Source organism: Dyadobacter sp. HNCC25DJ187, from assembly GCF_056895255.1.
In genome coordinates, this window is the sequence record NZ_JBXHAT010000001.1 from 55,747 (window position 1) to 81,662 (window position 25,916).

15 protein-coding genes are annotated in these 25,916 nt (G+C 43.7%); 11 read left to right on the top strand and 4 right to left on the bottom strand.

Translation table 11 applies throughout. From position 1 onward, the window contains the following. Positions 1-25: 25 nt before the first annotated feature. The 10 genes from AC1XUE_RS00220 (at position 26) to AC1XUE_RS00265 (ending at position 15,754) form a co-directional block, all read left to right on the top strand. Complete coding sequence (locus AC1XUE_RS00220; protein ID WP_483353907.1) at positions 26-1,708, top strand: glycoside hydrolase family 43 protein; 1,683 nt, start codon at positions 26-28, stop codon at positions 1,706-1,708. Between the two features lie 136 nt (positions 1,709-1,844). Further along, entirely contained in the window at positions 1,845-2,366 is a 522-nt protein-coding gene (locus tag AC1XUE_RS00225; protein WP_483353908.1) for a VOC family protein, read from the top strand. A 25-nt stretch (positions 2,367-2,391) separates the two neighbouring features. After that, a complete protein-coding gene (locus AC1XUE_RS00230; protein ID WP_483353909.1) occupies positions 2,392-3,960 on the top strand; it encodes a glycoside hydrolase family 43 protein in 1,569 nt (522 codons plus the stop codon). A gap of 71 nt (positions 3,961-4,031) precedes the next feature. Beyond that, positions 4,032-5,957: an alpha/beta hydrolase-fold protein gene (locus AC1XUE_RS00235; RefSeq protein ID WP_483353910.1), complete on the top strand. Its 1,926-nt coding sequence runs from the start codon at positions 4,032-4,034 to the stop codon at positions 5,955-5,957. A gap of 25 nt (positions 5,958-5,982) precedes the next feature. After that, a complete protein-coding gene (locus AC1XUE_RS00240; RefSeq protein ID WP_483353911.1) occupies positions 5,983-7,068 on the top strand; it encodes an endo-1,4-beta-xylanase in 1,086 nt (361 codons plus the stop codon). A 156-nt stretch (positions 7,069-7,224) separates the two neighbouring features. Continuing rightward, the gene (locus AC1XUE_RS00245) at positions 7,225-9,894 is read left to right on the top strand and encodes a sialate O-acetylesterase (protein ID WP_483353912.1); all 2,670 of its coding nucleotides are present in this window, start codon (positions 7,225-7,227) and stop codon (positions 9,892-9,894) included. 75 nt (positions 9,895-9,969) lie between these two features. Then, on the top strand, positions 9,970-12,096 hold the full coding sequence (locus AC1XUE_RS00250; RefSeq protein ID WP_483353913.1) for an alpha-glucuronidase family glycosyl hydrolase: 2,127 nt from the start codon (positions 9,970-9,972) through the stop codon (positions 12,094-12,096). A gap of 441 nt (positions 12,097-12,537) precedes the next feature. Beyond that, positions 12,538-13,194 carry a fructose-6-phosphate aldolase gene (gene fsa, locus AC1XUE_RS00255; RefSeq protein ID WP_483353914.1) on the top strand — a complete coding sequence of 219 codons (657 nt, stop codon included), beginning with the start codon at positions 12,538-12,540 and terminating at the stop codon, positions 13,192-13,194. Positions 13,195-13,252: 58 nt separating this feature from the next. Further along, entirely contained in the window at positions 13,253-14,869 is a 1,617-nt protein-coding gene (locus tag AC1XUE_RS00260; RefSeq protein ID WP_483353915.1) for a sodium:solute symporter family transporter, read from the top strand. 255 nt (positions 14,870-15,124) lie between these two features. Further along, positions 15,125-15,754 carry an outer membrane beta-barrel protein gene (locus tag AC1XUE_RS00265; RefSeq protein WP_483353916.1) on the top strand — a complete coding sequence of 210 codons (630 nt, stop codon included), beginning with the start codon at positions 15,125-15,127 and terminating at the stop codon, positions 15,752-15,754. A gap of 108 nt (positions 15,755-15,862) precedes the next feature. On the opposite strand, the gene AC1XUE_RS00270 is transcribed toward AC1XUE_RS00265, so the two are convergent. The 4 genes from AC1XUE_RS00270 to AC1XUE_RS00285 all read right to left on the bottom strand — a co-directional run bounded on the left by AC1XUE_RS00270 (position 15,863) and on the right by AC1XUE_RS00285 (position 23,238). Beyond that, positions 15,863-18,901, bottom strand: a complete 3,039-nt coding sequence (locus AC1XUE_RS00270; RefSeq protein ID WP_483353917.1) for a T9SS type A sorting domain-containing protein — start codon at positions 18,899-18,901, stop codon at positions 15,863-15,865. A gap of 479 nt (positions 18,902-19,380) precedes the next feature. After that, a complete protein-coding gene (locus AC1XUE_RS00275; RefSeq protein ID WP_483353918.1) occupies positions 19,381-20,166 on the bottom strand; it encodes an SDR family NAD(P)-dependent oxidoreductase in 786 nt (261 codons plus the stop codon). A 154-nt stretch (positions 20,167-20,320) separates the two neighbouring features. Continuing rightward, positions 20,321-22,939: an MGH1-like glycoside hydrolase domain-containing protein gene (locus tag AC1XUE_RS00280; protein ID WP_483353919.1), complete on the bottom strand. Its 2,619-nt coding sequence runs from the start codon at positions 22,937-22,939 to the stop codon at positions 20,321-20,323. Between the two features lie 29 nt (positions 22,940-22,968). After that, complete coding sequence (locus AC1XUE_RS00285; RefSeq protein WP_483353920.1) at positions 22,969-23,238, bottom strand: hypothetical protein; 270 nt, start codon at positions 23,236-23,238, stop codon at positions 22,969-22,971. Between the two features lie 501 nt (positions 23,239-23,739). On the opposite strand from AC1XUE_RS00285, the gene AC1XUE_RS00290 reads away from it, so the two are divergent. Then, positions 23,740-25,908, top strand: a complete 2,169-nt coding sequence (locus AC1XUE_RS00290) for a TonB-dependent receptor (protein ID WP_483353921.1) — start codon at positions 23,740-23,742, stop codon at positions 25,906-25,908. The last annotated feature ends 8 nt before the right edge of the window (positions 25,909-25,916 follow it).

Below are 25,916 nucleotides of genomic sequence, written 5' to 3' on the forward strand. Positions count from 1 at the left end.
TTATCGCTGGACAAGATTTACAATAATGATTAAAAGATTTATCTCCGCAGTACTCGTTGCATCCGTCTTTATCGGGCATGCTTCCATGGCACAAACAACGACTATCGTCAACCCGATCCTGACTGGTTTTTATCCTGATCCAAGTGTAGTCCAGGTCGGAACTGACTACTACCTTGTCAACTCTACCTTTTCCTATTTTCCGGGCATTCCAGTTTTTCATAGTAAGGATCTTAAAAACTGGAAACAGATCGGTAACGTCATCGATCGTGCAACACAAATGGATTTCATGGGAGAAAAGCTAACAAGGGGACTTTTTGCACCTGCGATCAGCTATCATAATGGGACCTATTATGTTACCTGTACCGACATTGATCATGACGGAAATTTCATAGTAACCGCCAAGAACCCGGCTGGTCCGTGGAGTAATCCTGTACGCGTTCCGCAGGTACATGGTATTGATCCGTCACTCTATTTTGACGATGATAATAAGGCTTACATTATTTACAACAGTGATGCACCAAACAGAAAGGCGCTTTATTCCGGCCATAGGACCATTCGGATGTATGAACTTGATCCGGCTACATTAAAGGTAGTGGGGGAAGAAAAGCAGCTGGTGAACGGTGGGGTTGACCTGAGCAAAAAACCCGTGTGGATCGAAGCGCCACATATTATGAAAAGAAACGGTTGGTATTATCTATACGCAGCTGAAGGAGGAACATCTGTGAATCACACGGAGGTAGTTTTTCGCAGTAAGTCGGTTTGGGGCCCTTATGTACCTTACGAAAACAACCCGATTTTAACGCAAATGGGGCTGCCTGAGGATCGTAAGGACCCCATTACTTCCGCTGGCCATGCGCAGTTTGTAGACGGGCCCGATGGAAAAACCTATGCTATTTTCCTTGCAGTCCGCCCTTATGAAGGAAATTTCTATAATACGGGTCGTGAAACATTTATAGCTCCTGTAGAATGGAAAAATGATTGGCCGATTATCAATCCTGGCAGTAAAGAGATTAAGTACGAATACACGGTAAATTACAAGGAGGTGCAGCAAAAGGACGCGCTGCCTCAGGCGGGAAATTTCGACTATACGCTGACTTTTGAAAAAAACCTGGATCCTTCGTTATTATTTATGCGCACGATTGATAGCAGTTCATTTTCGCTGTCAAAAAAGTCAGGCCTCACCATGAAGCTAAAACCGGAAACGGTCATGGAATTTGGTAATCCATCATTCATCGGCAAGCGCCAGCAGCATTTGTATTGCACAGCCGAAACGGAGTTGAATTTCTCTGTTAAGTCTGAAAATGAAAAAGCCGGACTAACCATTCTGCAGGATGAGTCGCATTTCTATTTTATCTCTAAATCCCTGCAACAAGGTAAGCCCGTCATCCAGCTTCACAAAGCCGGCGCAGAAAAGAGAACTATGGAATTGCTCGCGCATATGCCTCTTGCCGACGATTCCAAGCCTGTGAAACTACGTGTTACAGCAAACGGAGATACATATAGTTTCCACTTTTCAACTGGATCAAAGTGGGAGTTACTTAAAGATAAAGTGGATGCGAAATTCCTGAGCACGCAGGTTGCAGGTGGTTTTATAGGTTGTCTGTTTGGTATGTATGCTACCTCTTCAGGAGATCAGGTTGATAACACGGCGTCATTTAAGTATCTGAAATACAGTGGTAGTGATCCGATGTTCCCAGCTTCTAAATGAGTTAACAAGATATTCAGCTGTTGATATCCGGCCTGGCCATAACTCCCGGTATGACCATCCGGCCGGTATCACAGCTGACTCCTATACCAAGATTTTATCTCTGATATTCATTATCAATTACTTAAATAGCTGACTTATGCGAAGTTATCAATATCTGTTATTGTTTATATGTTGTGCTTTTTTGACAGGTAAGCCCGCCTTTTCACAGTCCAATTTTACCAGTAAACAAATCGGATCAGGCGTTGTAGTGGCGGACATGGAACGCTCGCTGGATTTTTATGTCAATGCGATCGGCATGGTGAAAACCGGCAATTTTACGATCAATGGTGAATTTGGAAAAAGAGGAGGTCTTACCGGCGGTGATGCGGTTGATGTCAATATTCTGAAACTGGAAAACAGCCCTGAGGCAAGTGAATGGAAACTGATGAGCTTTGGCAAGAAGGCAACGCATCCTAAGCAGAAATTTATTCAGGACGATACAGGGGTGCAATACATTACCATTCAGGTGAAATCTCTAAAGGGGATTATTGAAAGGTTAAAAGAAAGGAACATTACTTTTCTGGGAAGTACACCCACACCTTTAAATAAAGCTTCACATTTTGTATTGGTACAGGATCCTGATGGAACATTTGCTGAACTGATTGGGCCGATTGAATAGTAACTTCCTATATACCTTGCATGTAATGAAAGAGAAATTTAGGTTCGGTCTTTTCGGGGCTATTTTCCTGTTGATACCCCTTTTGTCAAATGCCCAGACTGCGCAAAATCCGGTGATTTTTGCCGATGTGCCTGACGTGGCCATGATCCGTGTGGGCAATACGTATTACATGAGCAGCACCACCATGCACATGAGTCCCGGGCTGCCGATCATGAAATCAACGGATCTGGTAAACTGGCAATTGGTCAGTTACGCCTATGATACGCTGGCAACCATGGATGAGCTTAGTCTGACCAATGGGAAAAGTACGTATGGCAGAGGATCCTGGGCGAGCAGTCTGCGCTATCACAATGGATTGTATTATGCAACAACCTTCGCACAGACAACAGGGAAAACCTACATTTTTACGACAAAAAATATTGAAAAAGGCCCCTGGAAGGTATCGTCTTTCAGGCCGTCATACCATGACCATTCCCTGTTTTTTGACGATGACGGAAAGGTTTATCTGGTTTACGGAGCTGGTAAAATTAAAATGATAGAGCTCGAAGCAGATGCTTCGGCGGTGAAAAAAGGTGCTGTTGAGCAGGTTATTATCGAAAATGCCAGTTTGCCTTCTGGTACCGGTGGAGGACTTCCGGCCGAAGGATCGCAGCTCCTCAAAGTGAATGGTAAATACTATCTTTTTAATATTACCTGGCCCAGAGGCAGCATGCGTACGGTAGTCATTCATAGGGCTGATAAAATTACCGGTCCATATGAAGGCCGTGTTGGCTTGCAGGATTTAGGCGTAGCACAAGGCGGACTGATTGATACACCGGATGGAAAATGGTATTCGTATCTTTTTCGGGATTATGGTGCCGTGGGCCGTATTCCTTATCTGGTTCCGGTAAAATGGGAAGCCGGATGGCCGGTGTTGGGCAGTAACGGAAAAGTACCTGAAACATTAGAACTGCCTGCCAGCAAAGGATTGATACCTGGTATCGTGGCATCAGATGAATTTACACGTAAAAAAACAGAACCTGCTTTACCGCTCGTCTGGCAATGGAACCATAATCCTGACAATAAGTTGTGGTCAGTAACTGAAAGAAAAGGATTTTTACGCTTGAAAACAGGGCGAATTGATACATCCTTCGTGTCGGCTCGAAACACCCTAACCCAGCGAACAATTGGCCCCGAGTCATCGGCATCTGTCTCCATTGACGTTTCAAACATGAAAGAAGGCGACTTTGCCGGATTAGGACTTTTGCAAAAGAACTACGGAGTTGTCGGAATTAAAATAGAAAAAGGGAGTGCTAAGATTGTCATGGTAAGTAACGCCACCGGAATGGTGGCGGAAGCAGAAAGTATAGCACTTAATAAAAAGATCATCTATCTGAAAGCCGATTGTAATTTTCGGGATAAGAAAGATACAGCCGGTTTCTTTTACAGTCTGGATGGAAAGTCCTGGCTGCCCATTGGCAAATCTTTGAAGATGTCCTATACGATTCCACATTTTATGGGTTACCGTTACGGTTTGTTCAATTATGCCACAAAGCAGGCTGGGGGATATGCAGATTTTGACTATTTCCGGATTACTGCCAATAATCCAAAGTGAAAAGTTAAGCATTTTCCAAAATCATGGATAACCAATGAATTCAATAAATCAATTACTAACCCTTTGAAATTATGAAACGATTACTATCTATTGTCATGAGTCTGATGCTGCTGGCTTTTGGAGGCAGGGCGCAGGAGATATTGAAAGAAATGCCCAAGGGTTATGATGCGGTACAGACTGGCGTTGCTGCCGGCAAAATAGATTCTGTTCAATATCAATCGAAAACGGTTGGCAGTACGCGTAAGGCATTGGTGTATACGCCTCCCGGTTTTGATAAAAAGAAAAAGTACCCGGTTCTGTATCTTTTGCATGGAATTGGCGGGGACGAAAAGGAATGGCTGAAAGGTGGTAATCCGCAGCTGATCCTGGATAACCTCTATGCTGAAAAGAAAATTGAGCCCATGATTGTGGTCATGCCAAACGGCCGGGCAATGAAAGACGACCGTGCATCAGGAAACATCATGGCTCCGGATAAGGTTGCTGCATTCGCAACATTCGAACAGGATCTTTTGAAAGATCTGATTCCTTTTATCGAAATCAAATACCCCGTGTTGAAAGACCGTGAACATCGTGCCATCGCAGGGCTGTCGATGGGAGGAGGGCAGTCGCTTAATTTCGGGTTGGGAAACCTGGATCAGTTTGCGTGGGTTGGTGGATTTTCATCTGCACCCAACACCAAAATTCCAACTGAGCTGATGCCCAATCCTGAGGAAGCAAAGAAGAAGTTAAAACTGCTTTTCATTTCCTGCGGTGACAATGACAGGCTGATCACGTTCAGCAAACGGACCCATGATTACATGTTCGAGCATCAGGTTCCACATGTATATTATGTTGAACCGGGCGTGCATGATTTTAAAGTCTGGAAAAACGGGTTATACATGTTTTCTCAGTTTTTGTTCAAACCAGTTGATAATGCTTCTCTGTCAAAATATACCCTTTTGGGAACACGTGCTGAGACCAATATCCGTTCTGCCCAATACCCTCAGATCTTGCCGGATAACCGGGTTGTTTTTAGGTTAAAGGCCCCACAGGCACAAAAGGTACAGATTGACCTGGGCAAGAAATATGAAATGGCGAAAGATACCGGTGGTTTCTGGACCGTCACAACCGATTCTATCGGAAAAGGATTTCACTACTATTCCCTTCTGATTGATGGCGTTGCCGTGGTTGATCCTGCGAGCGAAACTTTTTACGGGATGGGCAGAATGGCCAGCGGTATTGAAATTCCATATCGCAACGGTGGCTACTATGCGCAAAAAGATGTTCCTCATGGAGATATCCGTATCAAAAAATACCAGTCAAGAGCCATGGGCGGCTGGCGAGAAATGTATGTGTATACACCTCCTGGCTATGATAAATCCACAGAAAAATACCCTGTGCTTTACCTGCTGCACGGAGGTGGCGAAGATCAGAGAGGATGGGCAACCCAAGGCAAAACAGACCTGATTCTGGATAATCTGATTGCAGAGGGAAAAGCAAAACCGATGGTGATCGTGATGCTGGATGGAAACATGGGTGGCACAGGTGGCATTGCCGGTTTCAATGAAAATGTTTTGAAATCATTTGAAAACGAATTAAAACAAAGTGCTATTCCGTTTGTGGAAAGCAACTTCCGTGTAGAAACCGATGCGAAAAACAGGGCGCTTGCAGGATTATCCATGGGAGGAATGCAAACGCTTTATGCCGGAATCAGAAATACGGAGCTATTTTCTTCACTGGGCGTATTCAGCTCCGGTTGGTTTGCCAACAACACGGCACTCGCCACTCCGCAATATGAGTTCATGAAAAATAACACAGACAAAATTAATAGCAACATCAAAAACCTTTGGATCTCCATGGGCGGTCAGGAAGATATTGCTTTTAATAACTGTAAAATCATGCGTGCTAAATTTGACGAACTTGGCGTAAAATACGCGTATAGCGAATACCCGGGCGGTCATACCTGGCCGGTTTGGCGACATGATCTGTTTCAGTTTTCACAGCTGTTGTTTAAGTAGAAAATCATTTTTATCAATATAAGTCATGGTAAAATCGTCGGGATTAGGATTTTGGGTTCGGTGTGTGGCTGTTTCAGCGGCATTATTCTTCTCAGATAACCTTTTGGCTCAGAAAACGCTTAAAGAAGCATATAAAGATTACTTTCCAATTGGTGTCGCGGTTGCGCCAAGAAACCTAACAGGACCGGAATCAGAGCTGATTAAACAGCAGTTCAGCAGTATTACGCCTGAAAATGCGATGAAAATGGGGCCGATCCATCCTGAAAAGAACCGGTATAACTGGCAGGATGCGGATGCTATTCTGGCTTTTGGGCAAAATAATGGGATTAAGGTAAGAGGACATACACTATGCTGGCACAACCAGACACCGCGTTGGTTTTTTACCGACTCACTTGGCGCGCAGGTGTCACGTGAGGAACTGCTCGCCCGGCTGAAACAGCATATTACCGACGTAATGACGCGGTACAAAGGAAAAATTTACGCCTGGGATGTGGTGAATGAAGCGGTACCCGATACGGGAAAAGGCATTTACCGTGAATCAAAATTTTACCAGATTATCGGTGAGGATTACATTCAGAAAGCATTTGAATATGCACATGCGGTTGATCCGGAAGCGAAGCTTTTTTACAATGATTACAATACTGAAAGCGCTGTTAAAAGGGAAAAGATTTATCAGCTGGTTAAAAAATTAAAGGAAAAAAATGTCCCCATTCATGGGGTAGGATTGCAGGCACACTGGTCTATTTTTGAGCCTACACAGGCAGAGCTGGAAAAGTCGATCACACAGTTTGCGGATTTGGGGCTGGCCGTTCAGATCACCGAGCTGGACGTTTCAGTATATCCAAAAGAACATGAACGTAGGGAAAAAAAAGATACGGATAAAAGCGAATTCACGCCTGAAATGGAACAAAAGCAAATTGCACATTACAAAATGATATTTGATACTTTTAGAAAATACAAAGGCACCGTAACGGGCGTCACCTTCTGGAATGTCTCTGATAAATCAACCTGGCTGGATAATTTCCCTGTACCAAACAGAAAAGATTACCCGCTTTTATTCGACCAGAATTACAAACCAAAGAAAGCGTTTGATGGGGTGGTGAATTTTTAGGACAAGTATTGTTAGGTCTGGTCAGGTTATGTTAGGTTTTGTAATGTGTTGGGCACCAGGTTCTTGTATACTTTAATTTATCAATATATTCATTTTAAACATAAGGACAAATTGGTGCTGTTTTTTTACTGATTTGTGCTGTTACAAGTATCATTGATGCGCGTTTTTAAGTTTGCCTTTTTGTTGTTTTTTATTTCGGGTCAATTATTTGCTGACATCCGTTTACCAAAGCTGGTTGCAGATAACATGGTATTGCAGCGCGATCAGCCGGTTACGATTTGGGGATGGGCTACGCCAAAAGAGAAAGTAATTGCAACACTGAAAAAGAAAAGTTACAGCGCTGTAACTGCCTCTGATGGTAAGTGGAAAATTCAACTGCCTGCACAGTCCGCCGGGAGTGGTTATGAAATGATACTAAAAGGTAAAAACGAGATCCGGATCAAGAATATAGCATTTGGAGATGTCTGGCTTTGTAGCGGACAAAGCAATATGGTCATCAATATGGAGCGGGTGAAGGAGCGTTTTTTTGACGATATTGCAACGGCCAATTACCCTGATATCCGGAATTTCTTTGTACAAACCCTTACGGATCTGAAAGGTCCAAAGGACGACTTTCCTGCCGGTGAATGGAAAACGGCTAATCCAAAAGATGTGCTTACCATGGGCGCTGTGACCTATTTTTTTGCCAGGAATCTTTACGATCAATACAAAGTCCCCATCGGAATCATTAACAGCTCGGTAGGAGGCACGCCTATCGAAGCATGGATTAGTGAAGGCGGTTACAAAGATTTTACTGATATTCAAAAAACCATTATTCAGAATAAAGACACGGCTTATGTCAACTCGCTCAACCGCAGCTATTCAAATGTTGGAAGAAGACAATCTCAGAGCACGGATTTGGGACAGGCTGAACATTGGGAAAGCATTGATTACCAACCAAAAGGATGGCGGAATTTTAACATTCCGGGTTATTGGGAAGATCAGGGAATTAAGGATTTGAATGGTGTCGTCTGGTTTCGCCGGGAAATTGAAGTTCCTGAAAGCTGGGTGGGAAAGCAGGTCAAGCTTTACATGGGACGGATCATCGATGCAGATGACATGTACGTCAACGGCAAAAGAGTAGGGGGAACAGGTTACCAATATCCGCCGCGCCGCTATGAAATTCCTGCCGGCGTGCTTAAAGCAGGTAAGAATACGTTTGTAATCAGGGTTACAAACCAGGCAGAGAAAGGCGGTTTTGTGCCGGACAAACCCTATTTCATGACTGCCAACGATCAGCAGATCGATTTAAAAGGAACGTGGCAATACAAAGTCGGTCAGGTTTACCCGTCCGGAATGACGCCTACGGGTTCCGCCGCTCCATTTGTGGCGCAAAATCAGCCGACTGCTTTATACAATGCCATGGTTGCACCTGTACTGCCGATGAAAGTAAAAGGTTTTATATGGTATCAGGGTGAATCCAACGTCGCTAACGCACAGGCTTATTATAGGCTGATGCCGGCTTTGATCAACGACTGGCGCAGACTATGGTCTGATGCTAATCTGCCATTCCTGGTTGTACAGTTACCGAATTTTCAGGATATCGATTACACACCGGCAGAGAGTAATCTGGCTGTGCTCAGAGAAGCGCAAAACCAGGCACTTTTGTTAAAAAATACAGCTGTAACTGTAACGCTGGACCTGGGCGAATGGAATGATATACATCCTCTAAACAAAAAAGACATCGGAAAACGACTGGCGCTTTCTGCCAGAAATCTTGCCTATAACGACAAGGCTGTCGTGTATAGCGGACCCAGGCTTAAATCACAAAGCATTTCCGGCAACAAAATTCTGCTCACATTTGAAGATGTTGCGGAAGGCATAAAATCTAATGATGGCGAAGAACTCCAGTGGTTTGCTGTGGCCGATTATGATAAACGTTTTGTCTGGGCAAAAGCAAAAATTCTTGGAAAGAACCAGATTGAACTTTCAAGTGAATCAATAAAGAATCCAAAATATGTACGTTACGCCTGGCAGGATAATCCGGAGGGAATTAATTTTTACAATTCGGCAGGTTTGCCGGCTTCACCGTTCAGAACGGACGGAGAAATGCTGGATGAATCAAAACCGTGGAAGGGAAAGAAAGCCGCTGTGGTATTAACTTACGATGATGCACTCAATGTGCATCTTGATAACGTAATCCCGACGCTGGATTCCCTGAGTCTGAAAGGTACATTTTACCTGACCGCTTCTTCGGATGCTGCCCGTAACAGGATCCAGGACTGGCGCGGAGCTGCCCGGAAAGGACATGAATTAGGTAACCATACGCTGTATCATCCCTGTGATGCAAGCGGCCCTGGAATGAGCTGGGTAAAACCGGAATATGATCTGAGCAAATACAGTCTGAGCAGGATACAGGATGAAGTCAGGATGTGTAATGCCTTTTTGAAATCCATTGATGGCCGGGACAAACGCACATTTGCTTTTACCTGTGGACATAAAAAGGTAATGGAAGGTGAATTCATACCAACGTTGACTAATGAGTTCGCTGCAGCCCGATCCGTGAGACATGAGATGCATTCGTTCGATGAGCAGAAATTGCTGGACATTGATTGTTATTCGATGGTTGAGCAGACAGGCCAGCAAATGATTGCACTGGTAAAAGAGGCACAAAAAAGTGGGAAGCTGCTTGTTTTCCTTTTTCACGGTGTAGGTGGGGAACATGCACTGAATGTATCCAATCAGGCGCATAGTGAATTGCTGCATTACCTGAAAGAACAGCAGGATGATATTTATATCGATACCATGCTCAATGTAGCGGAACATATTCGTAATGTAAAAAAATAATTCATGTCTGATCCTATGATTCGTTCATCAACAGTTGAGCCTGTCTGTAACCGAGGACACAATTTAATACATACCATGACCAGAAAATACCTTTTATTATTTTTCAGTTTCATCATGTTCAGCCCCGCATTATTTGCCGCCGATCCGTTACCTTCTGATGGTGACGACGGCTATCGGCTGTGGCTTAAATATGAGCCGGTTACAAACGCATCTGTCAAAGCAGAATACCTTCGGTACACAGCGTTTATTGGTAACGCATCAAAAGGGGAGGTGGCGCAGAGTGCATCCAGCGAGCTGCAAAAAGGATTACAGGGTCTGACTGGCAAAAATATTTCGGTCACCAATGCTTTTGCAGGCAAATCCGGTGGTATTGTTTTCAAACTGGATGCGAGTACAGATCAGCAGGATGAAGGTTACCGCATCCAATTGTCGGGAGGCAATCTTGTGGTGAGTTCGAAAACGGAGCGTGGTATTTTATATGGAACTTTCGCTCTGCTGAGACATATGCAGATGCAGCAACCTATTAAAGGTTTGGACATTGCAAGCAGCCCGAAAGTACAGTACCGGATGCTGAACCATTGGGACAATGTGGATGGAACGATTGAGCGGGGCTACGCCGGTTCTTCACTTTGGAAATGGTATGAATTGCCGGAACGTGTTGATACAAGATATGAGGATTATGCCCGTGCAAACGCCTCTTTGGGGATTAATGGTACAGTGCTGAACAATGTAAATGCCAGTGCAAGGTTTATGTCACAGGAGTATATCGTGAAGGTAGCGGCCATTGCAAAGGTCATGCGGAAGTATGGCATCAAAACGTATCTGTCCGTATATTTTGCTGCACCCAAAACCCTGGGCGGACTTTCTACTTCCGATCCGCTGGATCCGCAGGTGCGTGCCTGGTGGGCTGAAAAAGTATCTCAGATCTATAAGGAAATTCCTGATTTTGGTGGTTTTTTAGTAAAGGCCAACTCCGAAGGTGAGCCCGGCCCACAGGACTATGGCCGCACCCATGCCGAGGGCGCCAATATGCTGGCAGAAGCGTTCAAACCTTATGATGGTATCGTGGTATGGAGGGCATTTGTATACAAGGCAGATCCGAATGCAGATCGTTTTAAAGCGGCTTATGAAGAATTTGTCCCGCTCGACGGCAAGTTCGATCCGAAAGTTATTGTGCAGGTTAAAAATGGTCCTATCGATTTTCAGCCGCGTGAGCCGTTTTCTCCTTTATTTGGAAATATGCCAAAAACGCCGCTGGGAATAGAATTTCAGATTACGCAGGAATACCTTGGTTTTGCCACGAATGCAGTTTATGAAGCGCCCATTTTCAAAGAATGCCTGGATTCAGATACTTATGTAAGTGGAGAGGGATCGACGGTTGCCAGGGTCATCGACGGAAGTTTGCATGGCTATCCAAAAACGCTTATGGCCGGTGTAGCCAACACAGGAAGTGACAGAAACTGGACAGGACATCCGCTAGCACAGGCCAATTGGTATGCATTCGGCAGGTTGAGCTGGGATCATCAGCTGAGCTCAGAGCAAATCGCTAATGAATGGGCAATGCTGACACTTACCCGTAATGCAAAAGCACGTAAATCAATTGTTAATCTGATGCTCAGATCGCGCGAAATATACGTCTCCTATAACACACCACTTGGACTTTCACGCCCATGGATGGGTGTACATTTTGCACCGGAACCATGGCAAAGCAGGGGAGCGCGTCCGGATTGGACAGCCACCTATTACCATAGGGCCGATTCTATTGGTATTGGTTTTGACCGTACCAGTTCGGGAAGTAATGCACTGGCACAGTACAGGCCACAAGTGCAGCAACAGTGGAATAATGCTGACAAAACGCCGTTGCCTTACCTGCTATGGTTTCATCATGTAGCGTGGGACAAAAAGCTGAACACCGGACGAAATTTATGGGAAGAACTTTGTACCAATTTTTACAATGGTGCTGACTCCGTCGTATGGATGCAGCAGCAGTGGAATCTGGCTAAGGGTAGTCTGGATCCAAGAGTTTATACTGATGTTGCACAGCGATTACAAGTGCAGCACAGGGAGGCAATTTGGTGGCGGGATGCCTGGGTGCTGTATTTACAAACCTTCGCCAAACAACCAATTCCTACGGGATTTAAACCACCAAAACAGACTTTGGATGAAGTTAAAAAGTCAGTCAATGTTTATCTGATCAGGTAGTGAACTACCTTGCAAATTTCAGAGGATAGTCGTGTTTTAATGTAACATTCTTACCCTTTATTCGAACAAATTTGCTCACGTGCATCGGTGATGGAGAGATATCTTTGCCTGTTGATTAATCATAGCATTTATGACAATGAGCTCCCAGTGATAATTGCACAAGGTCCGATACAATAGGATGTGAAGCACTTTGGTTGCGTATAGCAATTACAGTGCTGGTACGGTTTAAGAATATAAAGATCTTCTAATCACAAATATTACTATGTCAGGACAGAACAATCTGGCTTGGCAGAATCCTATCCATCAAATGCATAAGACTCATAGGTTAGAATAGTTGGTTCATTTCCCGGCAAATCTTTTGCCGGGAAATCTTAGTGTCTTTGCGGTGTAATAATATCCATTATAAACAAGAATAATTTTCAAAATTTTACAAATCTATATATGAAGTTTTTTATTGATACAGCGAATCTGAATGAAATTGAACAAGCTTATGATCTGGGCGTTCTTGATGGTGTAACGACAAATCCATCGCTGATGGCGAAAGAGGGAATTACAGGAAAAGACAGAATTATTCAGCATTATGTTGCTATCTGCAATCTGGTCGATGGTCCTATATCTGCTGAAGTCATCAGTACCCGCTTTGACCAAATTGTAGAGGAAGGCGAGGCCCTTGCCGCACTGCATCCAAATATTGTCGTGAAAGTGCCCATGATCAAGGACGGGATCAAAGCCATCAAGTATTTCAGCAGTAAAGGGATTAAAACCAACTGTACCCTGATCTTTTCAGCCGGGCAGGCACTATTGGCGGCCAAAGCTGGTGCTACTTATGTATCTCCATTTGTAGGCCGGTTGGATGATATTTCTGTGGACGGTATAGGGCTGATAAGTCAGATCAGACTTATCTACGACAATTACGAAATGGAAACCCAGATTCTTGCTGCTTCCGTTAGACATCCGATTCACATACTACGATGTGCTGAGGTTGGGGCAGACGTGATGACTGCACCTCTAAGCGCCATTACTGCACTACTAAATCATCCATTGACTGATTCGGGCTTAGCGAAGTTCCTGAGCGACTATCAGAAAGGAAATTCTTAGTCTGGTAAGTCAAACATAAGCTCGTTTTGTCCCATTCACTTATTATGCATCGCAGTCAATGAAACAATTACAATTACTTGACTATATTATATTTTTTGTTTACTTCATAATTGTTGCCGTATACGGTTACTGGATTTACCATCGTAAAAAAAGTGAAGCTGCCTCTACCAAGGATTTCTTTTTGGCAGAAGGATCACTTACCTGGTGGGCGATCGGGGCCTCTCTGATTGCATCCAACATATCTGCCGAACAGTTTATCGGTATGTCAGGCAATGGTTTTTCAATGGGATTGGCCATATCCAGTTACGAATGGATGGCAGCGGCTACGCTGGTGATTGTAGCGCTTTTTTTCATGCCGATCTATCTGAAAAACAACATATTTACCATGCCTCAGTTTTTGAGTCAGCGTTACAATCCGACGGTGAGTCTGATCATGGCAATTTTCTGGTTGGGCTTATATATCCTGGTAAATCTGACTTCGATTCTGTATTTGGGAGCATTGGCTGTGTCCGGTATATCCGGCCTGGATTTTGATTTATGTATGTGGGGACTGGCCGTATTCTCGATCATCATCACGATCGGTGGGATGAAGGTAATTGGTTTTACCGACGTGATTCAGGTATTTTTCCTGATTATTGGTGGGCTCGCTACAAGTTATATTGCCATCAATCTGGTTTCAGATAATTTTGATACTACTGGTCTTCTTAATGGCTTGCAATTGATGAGAGAAAATCATGGCGATCATTTTCACATGATTTTTGATGAAAGCAGTAAGCACTACATGGAGCTACCCGGGCTAACAGTGCTGCTGGGTGGTATGTGGATCGTAAATCTAAACTATTGGGGATGCAACCAGTACATCACGCAACGGGCCCTTGGGGCAGATCTCAAAACTGCCCGTAATGGACTGCTGTTCGCTGCTTTTCTAAAGTTGCTGATGCCAGTTATTGTGGTACTCCCCGGAATAGCAGCCTATACGCTTTACAACCAGGGACTTTTCCAGGAGGAAATGACTGAAAACGGTGTGATTGTTGCGGACCGTGCATATCCGGTACTGCTGAATCTGTTACCTGTCGGATTGAAAGGACTTTCATTTGCAGCACTTACTGCCGCTATTGTAGCCTCACTTGCTGGGAAAGCCAATAGTATCTCAACAATTTTTACCCTTGATATTTTCAAAATTTATATAGGAAAAAATAAAACTGAAGCTCAGCTGGTAACCATTGGTCGTATCGTCATTGTAATCTCGATGATACTGGCAATTTTGGTTTCTCCATATATGGGTATTGATAAGGCTGGTGGATTTCAGTTCATTCAACAAATGACGGGTTTACTTTCTCCGGGTATTTTTGCATCATTTATCATGGGATTTTTCTGGAAGCGAAGCAACTCTGCCGGTGCTCTGTTTGCTATCGTAGGCGGTTTTGTTATCGCGCTGGCCATGCACAACAATTGGCTTCCATTTGCTGATTGGACACAGGTGCCGTTTCTTGATAGAATGGGGTGGGTGTTTGTGATTTGCGTAGCCGGGATGTTTATACTGAGCTACGTTCTGCCAGACGAGAAAAAAGGACTGGTAATCGATTCTTCCATGTTTAAAGCGCATAAAGGTTTTGTATGGGGAGCAGCTTTCATTCTTGTGCTACTCGTATCGTTGTACGCTTACTTTTGGTAAAAATTACCCTTCCGAACTCACATTCGGAAAATAATTAATCGGTTATAACACCCCGGAAAACCTGATTTTCCGGGGTGTTGTTTTTACATATCATGCGTACTTCTATCTAGCTGCTATTGGATTCAACATACAAACAAGTGGGCTATTAAGTAATAAATTTATATTTTTAATTGTCATTGTTTAATTATGTTGTGACATATTAGCCTTTATACAAACTTGTGATTTTAGAATCTAATCAATAAAAAAAGGAAAGATATGAGATCAATACGCTTTACAGTACTCATATTGCCTGCATTTTTGTCCGCATATAGCAACGCTTTAGCGCAGAGCAAGTTTGCGATATCTGCTACAGTAACTCCATTTTACAGCCAAACAAAAAGCACTGTAAAATACAAACATGACGATGGTAGCGGGGTATTTGCAGAGCGTGTGATTCATTCAGAAATATCTTCCAATGGATATTTAGTAGGTCTGAATGGAAGATATCCCTTTTCGGAAAAGTGGTCCGCTTCTACAGGTTTATGGTTTACGAATTTTGGCTCCAATTCAAATTATTCTTACGGGAGGTCCTATTATTTTTCTATTCCTGTAATGGTCAACCTGAAGACATCTGAGAAAAAAATATCGCCCTATTTTTCCGCGGGCGCGCAATGGAACTTTGCCACTACGAGTCGTCTCAATATTCCTTCCATCGGAGAGGTTTATCTTAGGTCTGATGAAACATCAAGAATAGCTCCAATAGTAGCGGCGGGAGCTATTTATAATTTAAGCACGCGTTTCTCTGTGACCGCACAGCCTACTTTTACTTATTTCATTCCTCCATCTCGCATTGATATGCACACCTATCATATTGGTCTGCAAATGCAATGCATGTTAAAGCTATAGCATCTTCTGATCATGTACAGAAGGGATATCAACCTGTCGGTTCCAAATGAAGTCTACAGATTGGTATCCCTTTGTATTTTACGTAATTAGATCCTCGAAAGAGGAGCACTATTGTCTGACAAATGATCCTTTAAAATTGCCGATCTTATAGAAGTAAATGCCAGCATTCAATGCTGATACGTCAATTTCCGTCTGCTCTAACCCATTCAGATTTGATTCCAAAATTGCTTTGCCTAAAACGTTCATAATAATAAGCTGACCCTCTACTTTGTTTCCTTTAAGATCTACAGTAAGAATATCTCTAACCGGATTAGGATATACGATTACCCGCATGATAGTACTGCTGGTGACAGATCTCACCTGTGAATAGGCAGAGCTGCCGTAAAGATCGATCTGTTTGAGGCGGTAATAACTGATCGCTGGAAGTGGAGATTCGTCCGTAAACAGGTAACGATTTTCCTGTACACTATTGCCGTATCCTTTCACAGAACCGACTTTCTCAAATCTTTTTCCATCTATACTTCTCTCAATCTCAAATCCAGCATTGTCTGTTTCCGAATGTGTAGTCCACTGAATTCGCACAGTTTCTTCCACATACTCAGCGATGAAAGCGCCCAGGCGTACTGGTAGCGCACTTTCGTCCAATGTAATATCGAGGCTTTGGGAAGTGGTAGGCAGCCCGGGAGCTAAATATGCCCCGAATGAGCTAACAGTGGGTTGCGAGGTAGTTGCAGCTCTGTTAAACGTGGCTACTCCACTATTGGTACTTAGGTAGTATCCATTGACAGGCACTTTTATTCCGATAAAAACACCACCTGTGATACCCACCTGTAAATTACGTGCATTGGCGGTGATAATTCTCAGATTAGCAGCTGGCGATATGGCACCTGATCCTTCAAATTTGAATATCCCCTTGCCGCTCACAAGCACCGGCGTATTCGCAGGAATTTTGGAATCGATTATGATTTTACCAGTTACTTTTGGGTCTGTATATTCAAGTGTGTATGCCTTCACGCCCGAAGGAATATTTGCTTCAAACGGCAGTACCAGCATTCTTGCTCCATTCAACGTGCATGTGTAAGTAGCCTGTGTCGCTGTGAAGGGGTTTGGTGGATAGAAGTCACCGCCCACGTCACTCAATTCAAGATTTTCACAAACTCCCTGGTAAACAACATTCGTTTTGCTGGCTACCTCGTCACTCTGTGTGTAAAATACGCTGTTCTTGTTTGCGGCGGCCGCATGCCAGTCCGTATTTGATGGAATACCATTGTTCGCGGTAAAGTCGAGGGAGGTGTAAGTCATATCATCAAGGCAATCCATGAGATAACTATCATCACTGCTATATGGTCCTGAAAAGGCATATCCTCGTTCGTTGCCTATCGAGAGGTACACGTGAGCAAATTTGAAACTGAGAACAGAACTGTAGTTGCCGTTGCTGATTCCGATAATACCCGAGCAGCCTTCTGGCAGAACATTTTCTGAGATGTCAAAAACCCAATCAAAATTTTGTCTCCTTGCAAAGTCGAAAGTGCCATAGTTATGAGACTTTACTTCGCCGGCTTTATTGACATAGTAAAGTGTGGTACTACTGGACGTGTAAAGGTTGGTCGAGGAAAGCGTTTCCACCCGGAAAACCAGCTTGTTGTACTTTTTGTCCAATTGAAGATATCCGTTGCTGATGTCTCTGTTTGTACTCAATAATGGAGAATCAAACTTTAACACAGCTGTTTTATCACTTAACCTGTAAGCGGTTCCAAAAGCAGGATCAGTAACAGCCTGCCCTTCAATTTGTCCATAATTCACCAGCGTACTGGTCATTTCGGAAACCACGCGCTCACCACTCTTATCAAATATAAGTGTTGTTACACTGGACGCACCAATAGTAACTTTTGGACGAGCTGTCTCGGTAGTCATGGCAACATTGGTTTCAACCAAACTTGCTGCAGAAGTAGTGGTAATTGCTTTTCCTGAATTGGAAAGAAACGGCAGGTCAACTGATAAATTATAGGAGTTCCCGGAAGAATTGATTACTACCACAAAAACCTTATCACCTGCCTCTGAGATGTAAGACGAACCGTTGAGTGAACTGGTGTTATCATTCCATATATTTTGAATACGCTTCGCTCCTGTCACATACTTTGCATAGTGAGAGAGTATGCTCCCCCGTTTCGTGATTTCGCCGGCAACAGTACCAAATTGGCCGTCGCCCATAGGCCCGTAATACCGCTTTGTTGCATAATGAACCCACGCATTCACGTTAGCGAGCATGGCATCATTGACTTTGACTGCAAAGTCAAACGCATCAATTTGCCAGTTAAAATTTCGTGAGGTTCCCGTAGGATTCCAGTTAATCAGAAACTCAGTCATCCATACCTCTTTTCCTTGTGCCTGAACATGAAGCAAACCTGGCTGAATTGCACCGTATTGGTGACCGCCGAAAATATCGAAATTGGCCAGTACTGCCGGGTCCATAAATGCTGTTGCATAATTGTCTGTAATACCGACGGTTTCCGGAGCAATGATTTTACAGTTGATCTTACCGGCCTGCTCCCTGATGAATTTAGCCATTTGCGCCGGTGTCCAGATGCATCCTGCATAATCTACCTGATAATCAGGCTCATTTTGAAGTGATATAGCGTCAAGCTCCACACCGTTTTCTTTCATATAGGTTACAAAATCATCCAGGTATTGTGCATAATCTGGATAGTGCTGCTCCTTTAAATATACTGGCCTGTATTGTGAATTTTCAAGCGGGAAGCGGGATGCAATTGTATTGTCCGTTTTCCATTCTGCGGGCATGGACCATGGTGAGGCGAATATTTTAAGGCCAAGTGACTGAGCTAGCTGAGCTGTCGCTACAGTTTGCGACCAGTTTTCTTTGCCAATTGGAATGTATATCCGCATGATATTATATCCTGCTTCACTGTTTGAACCCCACATCTTCCTGATTTCAGTCTCAGTCATATGGTTATATCCAAACTGAGGACTGTTTACAAATCCCCCAAAGCCGGAAATTTTTTGATAGGATACATCCTTATTTAATATAATTGTAGCATTTATTGCCTGGGCAGAAATTGCCGAGTAAAAAAGCATCAAACCAGCCGTCATGAATGCTGGTCTGAAGAATTTAAGTAATTTTTTCATCATTTACCAAAATGTTTAATAATTACACTCATAAAAATGAGCACATAAATGGGGCACTTAAAAATGAAACTTGTGCAGAAAACTAGTTTCCGGCCTAACTCCACAGAGCTATTGGGGGGATCGATATCCAACATGCAGCAATATAATTTGCTTAATAAATAATATGATTTTACTTAGCAAATTTCGGTATGTGGCTTTTGGAAATAGGGAACGAATCAACAAATTGCTAGCACAAATGTTTGTTTATTGAACAAATTTGGGATTTGAATAGAAAAATCTATGATTTGATGGTCGAAGTGTTGTGATATGAGGAAGTAATGAACTGGAAGAAGGATGGGGGAAGCGGTAATAAGTGTATGAGAAATTCAATGGAACGCTGGTCAGAATTTAAACCAGATGACACAAGAAGAGCTACCCTGCAATATGCATAAGTAGCTCTCTGGATTGGATGATATATTTACAGGATATTCTAACCTTTCACTTTAAAGTGTTTCACCCTCGGGAGTCGGGCTTGTAGCGGTCCAACCGCCATCAATCACCAATGTCTGGCCCGTAATATGTTTGGCCGGTGCTGACAGTAGAAACAGCGTTGCGGCTGCAATATCCTCCGGCGTGGCCACCTGGCCAAGTGGCGTTACATCCGACCAGGCGTTTTCATATTCTTTATCATTGACCGTTCTCTGGGTTAAAGTGGCACCAGGTGCCACACAATTGATACGAATGTTATAAGGAGAAAGCTCCACCACCAGGTTTTTTGCCATCATGACGATAGCGGATTTTGTCATCGCATATGCACTCAGGTGCCTGTTGGCCTGTTTGGCATTAACAGAAGACATCAGCACAATGCTGCCGCCGGACTCCTGTTTTCTCATTTGATTCGCAACTGCCTGTGCAAAAAAGTAAGTGCCTTTGATGTTGACCTCCATCATTCTGGAGAAGTCTGCTTCGTCAAATTCTAAAAATGCACCCGGTACGGTAATGCCCGTATTGGCTACCGCAAAGTCTATTTTACCAAAGGAGTCGATAGCGGTAGTTACCATCTGCGCAATCACAGCTGAATCTGATGAATCTCCTGCCACTGCTACGCAGCTTCCCGCGTGTATTTGATTCAATTGCTCAACGGCCTGCCGGGTTGAATCTGGTTCTAAACTGTTTAATACGACACTCGCTCCATTCAGAACCAACTGTCGCGCGATTTCAAACCCGATACCTTCGCTGGCGCCGGTGATCACGGCAACTTGCTGTGGAAAGAAATTGGTATTTGTCATTAAATTAAATTTTAGTTAGACGATGTAAATTGCATTACTACTGAAAATAACCTTGCCGCATCACGCTCGTTGGCGAGGAGGCAGCAAGATCCAAGAGAATTACGTCACAGCTTTATAATGTACCATCAGCTCAAATCTGTACTTCAAATCTGTACTATAGACGTGTGATCAGAGCTGTCCAGCCGGTTTGATGGCTCGCACCTAATCCTCTGGATGTATCACCGTCGAAATGTTCATAGAACAAAATGAGATCTTTAAAATGCGGATCAGTAGCATAAATCTTATCATCACCATTACATGGACGCTCACCGTTTTCATTTGGCCGAAATGCATGCCAGAGTCTTTCCGATAGAAATGCGGCTGCGTCAGTCAAATCTCCGTTTGTGTCACTTCCTGTGGGCAAGGCTACTGTTACTTTGTCTCCATAATACTTGCCAAACTCTTTCAGTGCTCTCACGATAAAGAAATTGAAAGGATACCAGACCGGTCCCCGCCAATTGGAATTACCACCAAACATATTGGTATCTGATTCACCCGGCGTATACTGAATGCTGCTTACTTCGCCGGCAATTTCCATGGAGAATGGTTCGGTATATACCTTTGACAAAGAACGAATTCCGCCTGGCGCCAGTAATTCTTCTTCTGAGAAAAGAAATTTGCTAAGACGCTCCAGTTGTTCTGCAGACAATAATGCGAACAGAATACAATCTCGGTCATCATTTTCATCCATCACACAATAACAGGCATTGCCAGATTTGTCCTGACCAACGTAGTCCTGAATTTTTGCGTAAAATGTAGGTAAAGCGCGTGCAGATTCACGATCCACAGTCATTACGGCAAACAAGTTTGCAAGTCCGACCAATGAACGAAGAGGAATCGGAATGGTTTCATCATCAGCTGTATGCAGCACATCATAGGCAAAGCCATTATTGCTGTCCGGATTACGATCATCAATCCATAGTTTGGCAATATTTTGTAGCGCCTGACTTATACGTATGTATTGATCCAAGTAATAGCAACTCAGAGGCTCATAGGTATCAGGGTCGTTCTGAGCCAATTCAACAGATATCCGCATCATCGACAGGGTATATGCAGCAACCCATGCAGTTGCATCAGCTTGATCCAATACGCCGTCGCCGGGAATACCATGACTTCTGTCAAACAGGCTTATGTTATCCAGACCAAGGAAACCTCCCTGAAAAAGTCCATCCTCCTTACCACTTGCCTGGTTAAGCCACCATTCGTAGTTGGCTTGTAGCCTTTCAAACATCACAGAAAGAAATTTATAATCTTTTTGTCCAGTGAATTCGAGCTCCTGCTGGTAAAATACCCATGCGATCGCTGCCCGGAGTGGCGGGTTATTGTCTGAAAAATTCCATTCATATGCGGGTAGTCTGCCGTCCGATGCCTGATAACGTGGATCTGTGTGCAGATAGAGCTGTTGTTTGGCGAATTCAAGGTCTATGCTTTCGACAGCAATTGATTGAAATGCCTGGTCCCAGGCTGCAAACCAAGGATATTCCCATTTGTCGGGCATAATCATAATATGTTCTGCATTCAGATGTTGCCAATCCGAATTACGTCCCTGCCATCGCTCGTTGGGAGGTATGTTCTGCCCCGGATCCCCGGTAAGCCAGCGATGTACATCGTAGTGGTAGTACTGTTTAGACCACATCAGACCTGCCCAAGCCTGTCTTTTGATCAAGGCATCATCCGGGGTATTATTTTTCGTCAGTTGTGCATAGAACGCGTCAGCTTCTTGTTTCCGATCACTGAAAACAGCATCAAACTCGTCGTCGAGTGATACCTGCTCACTCTGACTCAGACGTAACCTGATCTCAGTGGATTGACCGGCTTCAATAACCAGTTTGTAAACCGGTGCACACTTGGTACCTTCAGGCTGCTTATCAAAGGGAGCAAAGTCGCCGGATATAATCGCATCATGGAAGGCATCTTTTACAAAAGGAGATGGGTTTTCCTCACCAAATACACGTTCTGTATTGGTTTCATTTTCAGTCATCAGAATTGCATCCGGAGTCTGAAAGCTAAGTACGTAGGAACCCAGATTTTCGTCTGTTGCCCTGACGCTGTTATGGGTTAGCCTTTGGATTTGTGGTTTTTTCACCTCCGGGTAAAATGTCCAGCGGTTTCTGAACCAAAGTGTTGGTAATACATGCAGTGAGGCCTGGTGATCGGCTCTGTTATAAACTTTTATGCTTATGAGAATGTCTTCTGTGTCATTCTTTGCATACGATACCCCTACATCGAAATATTCTCCTTCATTGAAAATACCTGTGTCAAGCAGTTCAAATTCCCTGTCAGTTGGCGTACGACTGGCGTTCTGGTCTCTGAGTTCCTGATAAGGGAATTCAGTCTGAGGGTATTTGTACAGCATTTGCATATGGCTGTGTGTAGGCGTATTATCCTGGTAGTAGTAAAGTTCCTTTACATCCTCTCCGTGGTTTCCTTCGGGGTTTGTCAGTCCAAATAACCGTTCTTTCAGAATAGGATCTTTGCCATTCCAAAGCCCTATCGCAAAACATAATGTTTGGGTCTCATCTGAAAATCCAGCAAGTCCGTCTTCACCCCAGCGGTAGGTGCGCATACGGGCATGTTCATGCGGGAAATACTGCCATGCGTCTCCATGCTTACTGTAATCTTCTCTGACGGTTCCCCATTGTCTTTCGCTTAAATAAGGACCCCACTTGTACCAGTTTTCTTCATTGTTCCACTGACGGGATAGTCTTTGTTTTTCTACGTTTTCGTTTTTCATCTTAAGATTTTTCTAAACCCTGAGGGAATTTAGTTTACATAAAACATAGGAAGAAGGCCATAAAAAATGTTTGCCAAGGGTGATGCTTCCTTCCATCGTAACATGATCTCTTCGGCTGATGTAAGCATAAATTTCTTCGGCCGGCTCAGAATCTGTGCATGAAACTTATGGGAATTAAATGGTTCGTCATCCTTTCCTATAGCGGGGAAATATTGAAGACAGTGTCCGACTTTCAGCAATGGATTAAGTATGACCTGTCGGCGTGGAGCAATGGGCTGATCAGGAATTGTAAAAGCCATTTATGCCTAGTGAGTCGAATGTTTCGTGTTCAGGATACTGAAACACGACGAAATTACTGAGGTCACCCATATTCATTTGGGAGTGTTGCTTTGCACTACTACATTTGCAAAATGAAATGGTTGGTCTGCCTGCTGTCAATATATCTCCTTACGCTTTCTGGCTTTACCTGTAAAGCTGAGAGTGATTGCTGTGACGATGAGTTGACTGAGCAAACCAGCACAGGACACCATGATGATGACCATCAGGCTCATAGTGCGTGTGTCCCTTTTCTGGCTTGTGGCGCTTGCAACAGTATATTGCCCGCTTACCACTCACTTGATTTGTCATTGAAGAGTGAGACACGCATCACGGTTCCATTTCATTATCTTGATGCTACCTGGACTAATGCACCACACGCCATATGGCAACCACCCCGGTTAGTCTGAATCTGTCCTCATTGTATGGTAGACTGTTTCAAGTCTGATCATCACGTCATATTCTTTACCTTCTTAAAATTTCAAATGAAAAAAACATTTGGCGTTCTGCTATTTGTGCTTGGAAGCACTGTAGCCATGGCGCAGCATACAGTAACCGCTGTCGTTCGTGACGTGGTATCTGGCCAACCGCTTGCCGGAGCCAGCGCGAAAATTGCTGAATCAAACACGAGCTCAGCCACAGATCAAAGCGGCGTTGTGACCTTAAACAATATACCCGCAGGCAATCACAAAATTTTATTCAGTTTAGCGGGCTATGAATCTAAGGAAGAAAATGTCCGGCTTCTTACCACAACAGATACGCTATTGGTATTAATGGAAAAGGAGGGGGAAGATCTTGAAGAAATCATTATTTCATCCACACGCAGTACGCGGACAATACAAAGCATCCCTACACGCGTGGAGCTGATTGCAGGAGAAGAGCTGGAAGAAAAGGCTAATATGAAACCAGGAGATATTCGTATGATGCTCAATGAGAGTACCGGCATACAAACCCAGCAGGTATCTGCTACTTCGGCCAATTCCAGTATCCGTATTCAAGGGCTTGATGGGCGTTATACACAAATTCTGAAAGATGGATTTCCGCTTTATGCAGGGTTTTCGGGTGGGCTTGGGTTATTGCAAACGCTCCCTCTGGACTTAAAGCAGGTAGAGGTAATCAAAGGAGCTTCATCTACATTATATGGAGGAGGGGCCATCGCAGGGTTGGTAAACCTGGTGTCTATAACGCCCAAAGAAGAAAGGGATTTACGCTTTTTAATCAATGGTACATCGGCTGGCGGCTTGGATATCAGTGGGTTTTACAGTCAGAAATTCAATAAGATCGGCTTCACCACATTGGGGTCACGCAATAGTACCCGTCCTTATGACCCTTCGGACGAAGGTTTTACGGCCATTCCCAAAACAGAAAGGTATGTCCTAAATCCAAAGTTATTTCTGTATTTAAGCGATTACACAAGGATACATCTTGGTGTAAATACTGTGATTGAAGATCGGGTAGGCGGAGATATTAAATGGATTAAAGGCCAGCAAGATCAGGTACATCGCTATTTTGAAAAAAACAAAAGTGTACGTGTTTCATCTCAGTTGACTTTAGAGCACGATTTAAGTGAGCAAAACAGGCTGACGTTCAAGAACTCTGTCAACGGTTTTGACCGTAGGATCAGTATCCCCGATTATATTTTTAATGGAAAACAGCTCTCTACCTATTCTGAGGTAGCACTTAACAGCAACCATGATAAATCTGATTGGGTAGCAGGTGTCAATCTCTATACGGATCGGTTTCGTGAATCCCCGTCAGATGATTTTGTGAAGAGAGATTATACCCAGAATACGGTTGGCGCTTTTTTTCAAAATACATGGCAAGCATCCTCCTGGTTACAAATCGAAACAGGTATTCGTGGCGATTATGTATTTGATTACGGCCTTGTTATCCTTCCCCGATTATCTGGTCTTGTCAAAATAACGCCTGAACTGAGCACCCGACTCGGTGGGGGACAGGGTTATAAAACGCCAACAATTTTTATTGAAGAAGCGGAGCGTAGGCAGTTTCGTGCCGTATTGCCGATCAATCCTGATCAGAACAAGCTTGAAAAATCGCACGGTGGTAATTTTGATCTCAATTATGAAAATTGTTTAGGTAAGCTCAGTTTTAGTTTTAACCACATGCTCTTTTATACACGTATCAATAGTCCTTTACTCTTGCAATTTACCAGGCAGCCAGGCATAGCTAATCTTGTCAATGTCAACGGTTATGTAGATACCAAAGGGATGGAGACTAATCTGAAACTGAGCTATGATGAGTTCAAGCTCTTTTTAGGTTATACTTTAACAGATGCGAACATCCGTCAGGATGGTATCAGGCGCGTCAATCCGCTTACTGCGAGGCACAGACTGAACAACGTGCTGATGTACGAGATGGAAGATAAATGGAAAATCGGACTTGAAGCTTACTATTACAGCGGGCAAACACTCAGTGACGGACAAATAGGTAAAAACTACTGGATCACCGGATGGATGGCTGAGCGTATCTGGGAGAAATTTTCACTGTTCATCAACTTTGAAAACTTTACAGATACCCGTCAGACACGTTTCGGGTCTATATATCAAGGTACCATCAGCAACCCCGAATTTAAGGACGTTTATGCTCCGCTGGATGGTTTTGTAGTGAATGGCGGTATCAAGCTGAAACTGTAACAGTAGGG